10 protein-coding genes and 1 pseudogene are annotated in these 12,573 nt (G+C 61.1%); 5 read left to right on the plus strand and 6 right to left on the minus strand.

Going from position 1 to position 12,573, the window contains the following annotated elements:
* Positions 1–47 precede the first annotated feature (47 nt).
* From ACW9H9_RS02235 to gnd, 3 genes are read right to left on the minus strand one after another with little or no spacing between them, the layout of a single operon-like run.
* Complete coding sequence (locus ACW9H9_RS02235) at positions 48–875, minus strand: HAD family hydrolase (RefSeq protein ID WP_457341381.1); 828 nt, start codon at positions 873–875, stop codon at positions 48–50.
* Positions 872–2,395 (minus strand): glucose-6-phosphate dehydrogenase, encoded by a 1,524-nt coding sequence (gene zwf / locus ACW9H9_RS02240; RefSeq protein ID WP_457341382.1) that lies wholly within the window; start codon positions 2,393–2,395, stop codon positions 872–874. Before zwf ends, ACW9H9_RS02235 begins: the two co-directional genes overlap by 4 nt.
* A complete protein-coding gene (gene gnd / locus ACW9H9_RS02245; RefSeq protein ID WP_457341383.1) occupies positions 2,392–3,372 on the minus strand; it encodes a phosphogluconate dehydrogenase (NAD(+)-dependent, decarboxylating) in 981 nt (326 codons plus the stop codon). The genes zwf and gnd overlap by 4 nt, the downstream gene beginning before the upstream one ends.
* 269 nt (positions 3,373–3,641) lie before the next feature.
* On the opposite strand from gnd, the gene ACW9H9_RS02250 reads away from it, so the two are divergent.
* From ACW9H9_RS02250 to ACW9H9_RS02265, 4 genes and pseudogenes are all read left to right on the plus strand, one after another.
* Entirely contained in the window at positions 3,642–3,806 is a 165-nt protein-coding gene (locus ACW9H9_RS02250; RefSeq protein WP_457341384.1) for a DUF6026 family protein, read from the plus strand.
* Positions 3,807–3,959: 153 nt separating this feature from the next.
* Entirely contained in the window at positions 3,960–5,702 is a 1,743-nt protein-coding gene (locus tag ACW9H9_RS02255; protein WP_457341385.1) for a phosphoethanolamine transferase CptA, read from the plus strand.
* Between the two features lie 130 nt (positions 5,703–5,832).
* Positions 5,833–8,076 (plus strand): annotated as a pseudogene (locus tag ACW9H9_RS02260) (TonB-dependent siderophore receptor).
* Positions 8,077–8,228: 152 nt separating this feature from the next.
* Positions 8,229–8,450, plus strand: coding sequence for a hypothetical protein (locus ACW9H9_RS02265; protein WP_457341386.1), 222 nt, complete (start codon positions 8,229–8,231; stop codon positions 8,448–8,450).
* A 124-nt stretch (positions 8,451–8,574) separates the two neighbouring features.
* On the opposite strand, the gene ACW9H9_RS02270 is transcribed toward ACW9H9_RS02265, so the two are convergent.
* Together ACW9H9_RS02270 and zapE are read right to left on the minus strand one after the other, a co-directional pair.
* Positions 8,575–9,066 carry a GNAT family N-acetyltransferase gene (locus ACW9H9_RS02270; protein WP_457341387.1) on the minus strand — a complete coding sequence of 164 codons (492 nt, stop codon included), beginning with the start codon at positions 9,064–9,066 and terminating at the stop codon, positions 8,575–8,577.
* 119 nt (positions 9,067–9,185) lie between these two features.
* On the minus strand, positions 9,186–10,289 hold the full coding sequence (gene zapE, locus ACW9H9_RS02275) for a cell division protein ZapE (RefSeq protein ID WP_457341388.1): 1,104 nt from the start codon (positions 10,287–10,289) through the stop codon (positions 9,186–9,188).
* A gap of 137 nt (positions 10,290–10,426) precedes the next feature.
* Between zapE and ACW9H9_RS02280 the strand changes: the two genes are divergently transcribed.
* Complete coding sequence (locus ACW9H9_RS02280) at positions 10,427–11,470, plus strand: aldo/keto reductase (RefSeq protein ID WP_457341389.1); 1,044 nt, start codon at positions 10,427–10,429, stop codon at positions 11,468–11,470.
* Between the two features lie 25 nt (positions 11,471–11,495).
* Here ACW9H9_RS02280 and ACW9H9_RS02285 read toward each other — a convergent pair whose 3' ends face one another.
* Entirely contained in the window at positions 11,496–12,497 is a 1,002-nt protein-coding gene (locus ACW9H9_RS02285) for an ABC transporter substrate-binding protein (protein ID WP_457341390.1), read from the minus strand.
* Positions 12,498–12,573: the final 76 nt, after the last annotated feature.

A 12,573-nucleotide genomic window follows, 5' to 3' on the forward strand; every position in this document is an offset into this window, starting at 1 on the left:
TCAAGCGGGATTTTCGTGGCGCTGGACGGCCAAGTTGCGGTAACTGTTTAGCGGTGTGGCGCGAGAATGAATCGCTCGATCGCCTCGGCCGCACCGTCCTCGGTATTACTGCCGGTGACCACGTTGGCCTGGCGTTTGACGGCCTCTTCCGCCTGGCCCATGGCTATCGACAACCCCGCCACGGCAAACATCGCCGGGTCGTTGCCGCCGTCGCCAATGACTGCCGTCTGCTCGAGCGGCACCCCCAGGTGCGCCGCCAAGGTTTTGAGGGCCTCGCCTTTGTTGGCGTGCAAGGCCGTCACGTCCAGGTACACCGGTTGCGAGCGAGACACCTCGGCCAAGCCTTGCACTTTGGGTTGCAGGCGCGCCTCCAGCTCCATCAGCAATTGCGTGTTGGTGCTGGCGCCGACGATTTTGTCGACCCGGTCCAGGTACGGCTCGAAACTCTCGACCACCCGGGGCCCGTAGCCCAGGCCATCGGCTTCGCGCCCGACCATTGGGCCGGGCGGGTCGCGGCGCAGCCATTCGCCGTCGGCGAACAGCCACACTTCCACGTCCGCTTCCGGCGAGAGCAACGCCAGGGTCACCAACGCCGCCTCCGCTGGCAGGTAGTGGGCCAACAACACGGTGCCGTCCGGGTTGATCAACGTACCGCCATTGAACCCCGCCACCGGCACGTCGATGCCAAAGGCTTCGACCAACTGCAACATGGCCCGGGGCGGACGCCCGCTGGCCAGGCTGAAGAGCACCCCGGCCTCGCGCAGCGCACGGACGGTTTGCAGGGTGCGCGGGTTGAGGCTGTGGTCGGGGCCCAGCAGCGTGCCGTCGATATCACTCAACACAAACCGGATGGGCGGCACCGTTGCGCCGCTCATCCGAGGTTGTGCCAGGTGCGCCCGTCACGGGCCAGCAAGGCATCGGCAGCGGCCGGGCCATCTTCGCCAGCCTTGTAGGCCTGGATGCCGTCGTCCTGTTTCCAGGCATCGAGGAACGGCTGCACCGCACGCCAGCCGTTTTCGATGTTGTCGGCGCGCTGGAACAAGGTCTGGTCGCCCGTCATGCAGTCGTAGATCAGGGTTTCGTACCCCGTCGACGGCTGCATTTCGAAGAAGTCCTTGTAGGCAAAACCCAGCTCGACATTGGCCATGTCCAGGGTCGGCCCGGGCTTTTTGGCCAACAGGTCGAACCACATGCCCTCGTTGGGCTGGATCTGGATCTTGAGGTAGGTGGGCTTGAGTTCGTCGACCTCGGTGTCACGAAACTGCGCATAAGGCGCAGGTTTGAAGCAGATGATGATTTCGGTGTCGCGAATGCTCATACGCTTGCCGGTACGCAGGTAAAACGGCACGCCCACCCAGCGCCAGTTGTCGATCATCACCTTGAGTGCCACGAAGGTTTCAGTGCTGCTGTCGGGCGCCACGTTGGCCTCTTCGCGATACCCCGGCAGTTGCTTGCCGCCCACCACACCGGCGGTGTACTGGCCGCGCACCGAGTTGGCCCGCGCGTCGTCCAGCGACCAGGGCCGGATCGCGCCGATCACCTTGGCTTTTTCACCGCGCACCGCATCGGCGCCAAACGCGGCCGGCGGTTCCATGGCCACCATCGCCAGCAACTGGAACAGGTGGTTGGGCACCATGTCGCGCAAGGTGCCGGTGTGTTCGAAGAAACTGCCACGGGTTTCCACGCCGACGGTTTCGGCGGCGGTGATCTGGACGTGGTCGATGTAGTGGTTGTTCCAGAACGCTTCAAACAGCACGTTGGAGAAACGGCTGATGAGGATGTTCTGCACCGTTTCCTTGCCCAGGTAATGGTCGATGCGATAGATCTGCTTTTCGCTCATCACCTTGAGCAGGCACGCGTTGAGCGCTTGGGCGGTGGCAAGGTCGGAGCCGAACGGCTTTTCGATGACCACCCGGCGAAACGCGTCGGGGGTTTCTTCCAGCAGGCCAGCGGCGCCGAGGCGCTGCGCCACTTCACTGAAAAAACGCGGCGCGGTGGCGAGGTAAAACACCGCGTTGCCGGTGCCGCTGTCCGCGATCTTGCGGGCGATGTCGGCATAGGTGCTGTCGTCAAGAAAGTCGCCCTCGACGTAGCTGATGCCAGACGCCAACTGCGCCCACAGCTCGGGATCGAGCGCGTTATCGCCGCTGCCCTTGACCTTGCTGGCGGCCTCGGTGCGAATGAAGTCCTCGAGCTTCTTGGCGAAGTCGGCATCGCTGACGGCGTTGTGGTCTACGCCAACGATGCGCAAGCCGTTGCCCAGCAAGCCGTCGCGGCTCAAGTTGTACAGCGCCGGCATCAGCAGGCGCTTTACAAGGTCACCGTGGGCACCAAACAGAAACAGGGTGGTGGGCGGAGCGGGTTCGGCCTTGGGTTTCTTGCCGTTGGCGGTCATTTTTTGGGCGTCTCCACGTGACCGCCGAAGCCAAAGCGCATGGCCGACAGCATTTTGTCGCCATAGGTGCTTTGCTGGCGGGAACGGAACCGGGCGAACAGCGAAGAGGACAACACGGGCACCGGCACGGCTTGTTCGATGGCGGCTTCGATGGTCCAGCGGCCTTCACCGCTGTCGGCCACGGAGCCGGAGTAGCCGTCCAGTTGCGGGTCGGTGGCCAGCGCGTCGGCGGTCAGGTCCAGCAGCCAGGACGACACCACGCTGCCACGGCGCCACACTTCGGCGATGTCGGCCACGTTGAGGTCAAAGCGCTCTTCGGGCGGCAGGGCGTCGGAGTTTTTGGTTTTGAGAATGTCGAAGCCTTCGGCGAAGGCCTGCATCATGCCGTACTCGATGCCGTTGTGGATCATCTTGACGAAGTGGCCGGAACCGGCCGGGCCGGCGTGGATGTAACCCTGCTCGGCACGGTTGTCGCTGGCATTACGGTCCTTGGTACGCGGGATGTTACCGATGCCGGGCGCCATGCTGGCGAAGATCGGGTCCAGGCGCTGCACGGTATCGGCATCACCGCCGATCATCATGCAATAGCCGCGTTCCAGGCCCCACACGCCGCCGGAGGTGCCGACGTCTACGTAGTGCAGGCCTTTTTCCGACAGGCTCTTGGCACGGCGGATGTCGTCTTTGTAGTAGGTGTTGCCGCCGTCGATGATCACATCACCGGCTTCCAGCAATTGGCTGAGTTGTTCAATGGTGTCTTCGGTAGGTGCGCCCGCGGGCAGCATGACCCAGACCGCGCGCGGCTTTTGCAGCCCGGCGACCAGCGCTGGCAAGTCGGCAACGCCGGTGGCGCCCTCTTCGCTCAGGCCTTTGACGAACGCTGCGTTACGGTCGTAGACCACGGTGGTATGCCCATTGAGCATCAGGCGCCGCGCAATGTTCCCGCCCATGCGGCCCAGTCCGATAATCCCCAGTTGCATGTGCTGATGCTCCTAACTACGAATAAATGTGTGACACAGTTTATAGCGCAATGAGGCTAATGAGGGTTAGTCCAGAGCAGATAGGCAGAGTTTCATGACAAAAAGTGGCCAGCGTTTCGGCATTACGGCAAAAAAGTCACAGTGACCACTAAAAATAAAAAAATTCCAATGCCCCGTAAAAGAATTCAAAATTGCGTCCGATTGTTGCCAACAGCGCCGCTTAAAGCCGCTTGGCACCGCGATACACCCGGCTATTGGCGAGGTAAGCAATGAGCACTGCACAGATGATCCGTCCGCCCCAGACCCTCTATGTCACGGTCCGCCGCGAGGAGTTGCGCCAGTTGAAAGACGAACGCGATGCGCTTTTGCAAGAGGTCCTGCGCTTGCGTGCTCACTTGCAGGCCCAGCTGCAAGGCACCCCCAGCCTTGCGTGACCCTGTGATTACAGGTTTCTTTCAGAAATAACTCACGAACTTTTCACAGCGCCCTTCAGATACTTCAGCCAAAGGGCTGCCCCATGCACGGGTGGCCTCTGTGGGTGCGCACGCTTGCGCGCCAGCTGACAAATCTTTGGGTTGGAGCGCTGGATGGCGATGTTCAAACGCAGCACCACGACTGCGAAAAGCTTTGATTGGGGCGGCCTGGGCTGGCAGTTCCTGTTCTTCTGGTACTTCTCGGGTATTACCCAACTGCTGATCCAACTGACCGGCACCTCTGGTTTCACCGGCTTTCGCCAGGCGTTCTTCATGAGTGCGCTGTGGCTGGCACCGATGCTGCTGTTCCCCCGCCGCGCCCGCCTGTTGGCCGGGCTGATCGGCGTGGTGCTGTGGGCATGCTCCATGGCCAGCCTGGGTTATTTCTTCATCTACCAGCAGGAATTTTCCCAGAGCGTCATTTTCATCATGTTCGAATCGAACATCTCCGAAGCCGGTGAATACGCCACCCAGTACTTCGCCTGGTGGATCGTATTGGCGTTTATCGCGCACACGGCCATGGCGATGTTCCTGTGGACCCGCGTGCGCCCCGTGCACCTGCCACGCAGCCAGGCGGCCCTGGCGGCAGCGGCCATTGTGCTGGCCGTGGCCGGTTACCCGCTGGCCAAGCAGATCGCCAAGAACGACAGCCTGGAACTGGCCATCGAAAGCTTTGAAACCCGCATCGAGCCCGCCGTACCCTGGCAGATGATCGTCGCGTATCGACGCTACACCCAACAACTGGACAACATGCAAGGCATGCTGGCCAGCGCCAGCAAAATCGCCCCACTCACAAACCTTCAAGACAGCCAGGCTGGCCAGCCTGCCACACTGGTGCTGGTGATCGGCGAGTCCACCAACCGTCAACGCATGAGCCTGTACGGCTACCCGCGCCAGACCACGCCGGAGCTGGACAAACTGCGCGACCAACTGGCCGTGTTCGACAACGTCATCACCCCGCGGCCCTACACCATCGAGGCGCTGCAACAGGTGCTGACCTTTGCCGACGAAGAACACCCCGACCTGTACCTCAAGACCCCGTCCATCGTCAGCGTGATGAAACAGGCGGGCTACAAGACGTTCTGGATCACCAACCAGCAGACCATGACCAAGCGCAACACCATGCTCACGACTTTTTCCGAACAGGCCGACGAGCAGGTGTACCTCAACAACAACCGCAACCAGAACGCCCGCCAGTACGACGGCGACGTGCTCGCGCCCTTCTCCAAGGCGCTGGCCGACACTGCCGAGCGCAAGTTTATCGTCGTGCACCTGCTGGGCACTCACATGAGCTACCAGTACCGCTACCCGCCCAGCTTCGACACGTTCACCGATCGTCAGGGCGTGCCCGCAGGCGTCAGCGATGCCCAGTTGCCGACCTACAACAGCTACGACAATGCGGTGCGGTACAACGATTTCGTGGTGTCGAGCCTGATCAAGGACTACGCCAAGACCGATCCGAACGGCTTCTTGCTGTACCTCTCCGACCATGGTGAAGACGTATTCGACTCGCCGGGCCACGCCACCCTGGGCCGCAACGAAGGCAAGCCGACGGCACCGATGTACACCATTCCGTTCATGGCCTACGCCTCGCCCAAATGGCGCGCCAGCCATGACTGGAACTTTGCCGACGCGCTGCAACGCCCGTATGTCAGCTCCCAGTTGATCCACACCTGGGCCGAACTGGCCGGGTTGCGTTTCAACGAACTGGACCTGAGCAAAAGCCTAGTCAGTGACAGCTTCAAGCCACGTCCGCTGATGATTGGCGACCCCTATGCGCGCCCACAAAAATCGCTGATCGACTTCAGCCTGATCAAGCCGAAAAAGGCTGATGCGGGGGAAATCGTGCTCAAGTGATTTGCGCGGAGCGACACACGAAGATAATAATTATTCTCGTTTAGCGCTAAAGTTCTCAGCCTCCTTTCGTCTTTGAGCCAAAGCTTCCTTTTCCAGGGAAAGCCTTGCAGACGATAAGGAGTTCGTAGTGATGCGTGTACCGTCAACCCGTTCCATGACCTTGACCCTGGGCCTGTTCGGCGCCGTGCTGAGCCCGGATTTGCTGGCCGAAACCGACGCCGAAACCAAGCCGCGAGCGCTGGAACTGGCCAGCACCCGCATCTCGGCCGAAGGCCTGGGCGCCAACACCGAGCACACCGGCGCCTACACCACCGGCAGCATGAGCACGGCGACCCGGCTGAACCTGTCGATAAAGGAAACGCCGCAGTCGCTGTCGGTCATCACCCGTCAACAGATGGACGACTTCAACCTCAACACCCTCACCGAAACCCTGCGCCAGACCACCGGCGTGGTGGTGTAGCACACCGATTCGGACCGGGTCAGTTACGCCGCGCGTGGCTATAGCATCCAAAACTTCCAGGTGGACGGCATGCTCAATACGTTCGGCTACATGAAGTCCGATGCCGACACCATCATCTACGACCGCATCGAAGTGGTCCGTGGCGCCACCGGCCTCACCACCGGCGCGGGCAACCCCTCGGCCACCGTCAACATGGTGCGCAAACGTCCCACCGCCCAGTGGCAAGCCAAGACCGGCGTGAGTGCTGGCAGCCATGACAACTACTACAGCTACCTGGACGTGGGCGGCCCCCTGGCGTTTGACGGACGCCTGCGCGGGCGCACGGTGCTGGCCTACCGCGACAGCCGCTCGTTTCGCGACAACTACGCGATGCAGCGCGAAGTCGGCTACGGCATTCTGGAAGGCGACCTGACAGACGATACCGTGCTGGCCGTGGGTTTCGATTACCAGAACAAACACACCCAGGGCACCTCCTGGGGCACCGTGCCGTACTGGACCAGCACCGGCGACAAAGCCAGGCTGCCCCGCTCCACCAACCCGGCCGCTCACTGGAGCTCGTGGCCGATCAAGGACAAGACCACCTTTGCCACCCTGGACCACCGGCTGGGCGCAGACTGGCACCTCAAAGCCGCCTACACCCACCGGCAAAGCGACACCGACGGCAAGGTCTACTACGGCGGCAGCGGTTTCCCGAATGCCGATCGCAGCGGGATGACCGCCTGGAACAGCCACATGCTCGGCACCGCCAAGATGGACGTGGTGGATCTCAACCTCGCCGGTTCCTACCCACTGCTGGGCCGTGATCATGAACTGATGGTGGGGTATGGCGAGTCCGAACAGCGCGACACGTCGCCCTACATTCGCAGCGGCCCGACGCCACCGGGCTATACCACCATCGACGACTGGAAGCACATGGGCGGGATCGGCAAGTTCCCCGACACGGTGACCGGGCTCAAGGGCGAATTCAGCAGCAAGCGGCAAAAGGCGGGCTACCTGGCCACCCGCCTGAACCTGACCGACCGCTTGCACGCCGTGCTCGGCAGCCGCTACGGCAGTTGGGAACTCAAGAGCGCCAACTACACCTACCAGGACAACGACCAGCTCGAGCAGATGGACAAGACCGCCCAGACCCACAACGACATGTGGACACCCTACGCCGGCCTGCTCTACGACCTGACGCCGGAGTACACCGTCTACGCCAGCTACACCGATATCTTCAACCCGCAAAGCCAACGGGATGCCAACCGGAAATACCTGGAGCCGGTGGTGGGCAGCAACTATGAACTGGGCCTCAAGGCCAGCCTGCTGGACGAGCGCCTGAACCTGGCCGCGGCGTACTTCTGGAGCAAGCAGGACAACGTCGCAGAGCTGGACGACTCGGTCCGGCCCGACCCGACCACGGGCGAGGAGTTCTACAAGTCCGGCGGCAAGGGCAACAAGGTCAACGGGTTTGAAGTGGAAGTGTCCGGCGAGGTCCGTCCGGACTGGAACCTGACAGCGGGCTACACCTACACCCACTCGGCCAATGGCGAAAAGCAGCGCAACAATGCGGATCAGCCGATGAACCTGTTGCGGGTATCCACCGCCTATCGCTTGCCCGGCCAATGGCGGGCATTGACCGTCGGGGGCGCGGTGAACTGGCAAAGCGACACCTACGCGCTGACCAACCGCCCCGACGGCAGCGGCAACCGCAACGAATGGGGCGGCCTGGTCACGGAGCGGACCAAGATCACTCAACAGGCTTATACGGTGGTCAACCTGATGTCGCGTTACGAATTCGACGAGCACGTATCGGCCTCGCTGAACATCAACAATCTGTTCGATACGAAATATTACGAACGTGTAGGTTTTTATAATGGCGTTTACTGGGGAGAACCCCGGGCGGTCACGCTGGGCTTGAACTGGACGCTTTAAACTTTAAAACCCGCGCGCCCCAATGTTAACGAAATCGTTAACGTTGGGGCGTTTTTCGTTAATTCCCACTTAATAACTTCAGGCCATTCTAGCCCCATGAATCTCATCAAGGACGATGCAGATACCTAAAACGTCTACTGAGAATACCTGCCATGAAAATTTCGACTTTGATGCTTGCTGGCCTTATCACCCTGAGCTCTGCCGCAGCCTTTGCAGAAGGCGGCGCCGAACGCTCCAAGCAGTTTTACCAGGACTTCAACTTCGTTCAAGCCCAACAGCACAACATTGAACAGCGCACTGCCGCCGCCGATGGCAAGAGCCCTGTTTCGGACGCCTCCGTTCAGCGAGACGTCGAGCAACAACCGAACTCTTGATTCACCCGCAATACCCGTTGCCATTCCGCTCTGATGGCAAAGGTTAACTTGGCGCCAGTTTCTGGCGCCTTTTTTTATTGCCTTTTTTATTGATGTTTTAGGGCCGGCTTTAACGATGAGTTAATTAAAGCGGTTTAGTCCAAAACAACATCCGGCCATGGGCGGGGTCGAACATCGCGTCATCAAAGCCAAACTTGCGATACGCCGCCTGAGCAACCGCATTGCCTTCAAGTACTTCCAGCGTGATCTTGCAGCAGCCGCGCTGACGGGCGATTTCTTCTACTTTTTGCAGCATTTTCTGGCTCAGGCCCAGGCCGCGAAACGGGTCCATGACCACCACGTCGTGCACATTCACCAGCGGGCGGCAGGCAAACGTCGAGAACCCTTCAAAACAGTTCACCAGCCCTGCCGGAACGCCCCCGACAAATGCCAGCACACTGAACGCGTGAGGGCGCTTGGCCAGCTCAGCGGGCAGTTGCTCCAGAAGATCGGCAGGCAGGCTGTGGCCGCCGCCCATCGGGTCTTGTGCGTAGTGGTTGAGTACCTGGCCAATGGCCTCGGCATGCACAGGATTGCTGTAGCTGGCTTGCAGCACCAGTATTTCTGCGGTGTCCATTTCCTTCCTCATTCACGGCACATCGGGGGTTGTCCCCCTTAAAGGTGTCAATTGTAGGCACGCCAACCGCGATAGATGAAGGAGATTTACGACAATTTCCCGCGTGAAAGTGCGCCAGGTCAGCCAAACCGCTGCAGTTGCATTTGCAACAGGCGGCTCAGGGTGCGCCGGAACGCAAACGCCAGGTAACCCTCGGTGTAGAGCTGTTCCAGCGCCACGCTGGCGTCGATGAACAGCGGCACTTTGCGGTCGTAGCATTCGTCCACCAGTGCGATGAAACGCCGCACGCTGTCATCGTGTATCGACAGCTGCGGCAGCACCCGGTCCCCCGCCTGGACCTGCTGCGCCGCGTCCTCCGTCCCCCGCGCAATCACACCAACGCGCTGATGCGCGCTGAGGCAAGGCACTTCACCGAGCAAGATCGCCTTGAACCGGTCACACAACAGCATGAAATCCATGGCGGCCAAGGGTTGTTCACACACCTGGGCATAGCGGCACCAGAGCACCGTCTGGCTCGATTGCACCACGTTGAGCCGACGGTGGCCGACCTCGACCGGCAACTCGCTCACCGTTTGCCCGGCGCTCAGTTGTCGAAACACTTGCGCCAGCGCCTCGGGCTCGTTGACCCAGTAGCGTTGCAGCGGCGCGCCCGGGTGCAGGCGATGGTCGTCCTGCCCGTCCACCGCCACCACCTGCAAATGACGCTTGATCGCCTCGACTCCCGGCACAAAACGCTCACGGTTGAAACCCTCTGCATACAACTGATCCGGCGGCTGATTGGAGGTGCAGACCATCACCACGCCCTCCTCGAACATCACCTGAAACAACCGGCCCAGGATGATCGCGTCACCGATGTCATTGACGAACAACTCGTCGAAACACAACACCCGCACGTCCCGGCTCAGCTCCCGAGCCAGGGCTTGCAAGGGGTCTTGGGTGCCGGTCAGTTCAAACGAGCGCTGATGCACCCACCCCATGAAGTGATGGAAATGCTGGCGCCGCGCCGGAACACGCAAGGTGTCGAAGAACTGATCCATCAACCAGGTTTTGCCCCGGCCGACCGGCCCCCACAAGTACACACCCGTCAGGGGGCGGACGCCTTGATGAAGCGCCTGATGGCAGTGTTGAAGGGCGTGCACCGCTTGCAACTGGGCGTCGTCGGGAACGAAGCCTTGGTCGGTGATGGCGTGTTGATAGGCGGCGAGCGGGGAGTCAAAAGTCATGGGCGGCAGTATGCCATAACGTCCCACAGGGCTTCGCCGCATGGCAGGCAACAAGGCGCTTGACGAAATAAATTACACGCATCATATTAAATAAATGTCACAACACATTTAAATAAACACGCGTCAGGAGTCAGCCCATGCGTAACACAGTTTTCGGCCGCCGCAGCGGCCTGCAGGTATCGGAATTGGCCTTGGGCACCGGCAATTTCGGGACGGGTTGGGGGCACGGCGCCGAACGCGACGAGGCCAGGCAGATGTTCGATGCCTACCTGGACGCAGGCGGCAATTTCCTGGACGCCGCCAACGGCTACCAGTTCGGGCAAGCCGAAACCCTGCTGGGCGAATTTATCGCCGCCGAGCGGGATCGTCTGGTGGTCGCCACCAAATACACCCTCAAAACCCACCCCCAGGACGAAGGCAAACTGAAGGTCGGCAATAACCGGAAAAACATGGTGCGGGCGGTCGAAGAAAGCCTCAAGCGCTTGAACACCGACCACATCGACCTGTTCTGGGCCCACATCAGCGACAACGTCACGCCCATGGAAGAGATTTTGCGAGGGTTCGACGACCTGGTACGCGCCGGCAAGATCCATTATGCCGGGCTGTCCAACTTCCCGGCCTGGCGCATCGCCCGAGCCGACCTGCTGGCCGAAATACGCGGGTTTGCCCCGCTGGTGGGCATCCAGGTGGAATACAGCCTGGTCGAACGTACCGCCGACCGAGAGCTACTGCCCATGGCCGAAGCGCTGGGCCTGGCCGCGACCCTGTGGTCACCACTGGGCGGCGGCTTTCTGACCGGCAAATACCGCCATGCCGCCGACGACAACCGAGCCAGCAAGCTGGGCATGTTGGTCCACGGGGAAAAAAGCGCACGGGAAACCGCGGTGCTCGATACGTTACTGGCGGTTGCAGGCGAACTGAACGTTCCCCCTGCTCACGTCGCTATCGCCTGGCTGCGAGAAAAAGCCCGGCGCTCGACGACCGCGTTGATACCTATCCTGGGACCGCGCACCCGCGCGCAGTTCGAGGCAACGCTGGGCGCATTGGCGGTGCAGCTGTCGGACGAGCAAGTGACACGTCTCAACGGCGCCAGTGCGGTGCCTCTGGGTGTGCCACACGAAATGATCGCTACCCGGTTTCCGCTTGCCGAGAACACCGGGAACCGGCCCCCCGTCATCTGAGGTGGCCGTGTGCCCGCCTTGAGCGTTACTGAAGACTGGCCTCGACCTTTTGGGCCACGTCTTGCGTCAGCCAGGCTTTCCAGACATCGGGGTGGTCCTTGAGAAAGGCACGGGCAACGTCCCGTGGCGGTGTGTGGTTTTCGCTCATGGTGGCCAGGGCTTTATTCAGCGGGTCAATCGGGAAATTCACCTTGGCAAAGAATTCGGCGATTTGCGGATGGGCCTGCTGGAAAGGCGTGGACACCCCGATGCTCAGCTTGGAGGCCAGCGAACGGGTGGGCTTGGGGTCTGGGTTGTCGGCGTCGGTCAGGGTCTTCCAAGCCTCGGCGTCGAACGGTGGCTCTTGCAGTTGGATCAGCTTGTAGCGGCCCATCAAGGGCGTGGGTGACCAGTAGTAGAACAACACCGGCTTGCCCCGGCGGATCGACGACGCGATTTCCGCGTCCAGCGCCGCGCCCGAACCGCTGCGAAAGTTCACGTAGCTGTCGTCCAGCCCGTAGGCCTTGAGCTTTTGCTTGTTGACCACTTCGGAGGTCCAGCCGATGGGGCTGTTGAGGAAGCGGCCCTTGCTGGGGGCTTCCGGGTCCTTGAACACGTCTTTGTAGCGGGCCAGGTCCTTCACGCTGTGCAGGTCTGGCGCCAGTGGCTTGATGCCTTTGGCCGGGTCGCCCTTGACCACGTATTCCGGCACCCACCAGCCTTCGGTGGCCCCTTTGACAGTGTCGCCAAGGCCCACCACTTTGCCTTCGGCTTCGGCCTTGACCCACACGGGGCTGCGTCCGGCCCATTCCTCGCCGATCACCTGAATGTCGTTTTTGGCCAGCGCCGTTTCCAGCGTGATGGTCGTGCCGGGCAAGGTGTCGGTGGGCAGGTCATAGCCCTTTTCGACAATCACCCGCAGCACCTCGGTGATCAGGCTGCCGCTTTCCCAGTTCAGGTCGGCAAAATGAATCGGCGCCGGGGCGGCCGCCACCGACAGACTCAAGCTTGCCACCGACGCTGCCAGCAGCCCTCGAATTCCTTTCATGCCTTTGCACCTCGTGTTTCACACAGCAAAAGGGATGGCTTTGCCGTAACACGCGAAAGCCTCTGAATACTTAAGT

The organism is Pseudomonas sp. SDO5215_S409, assembly GCF_054071325.1.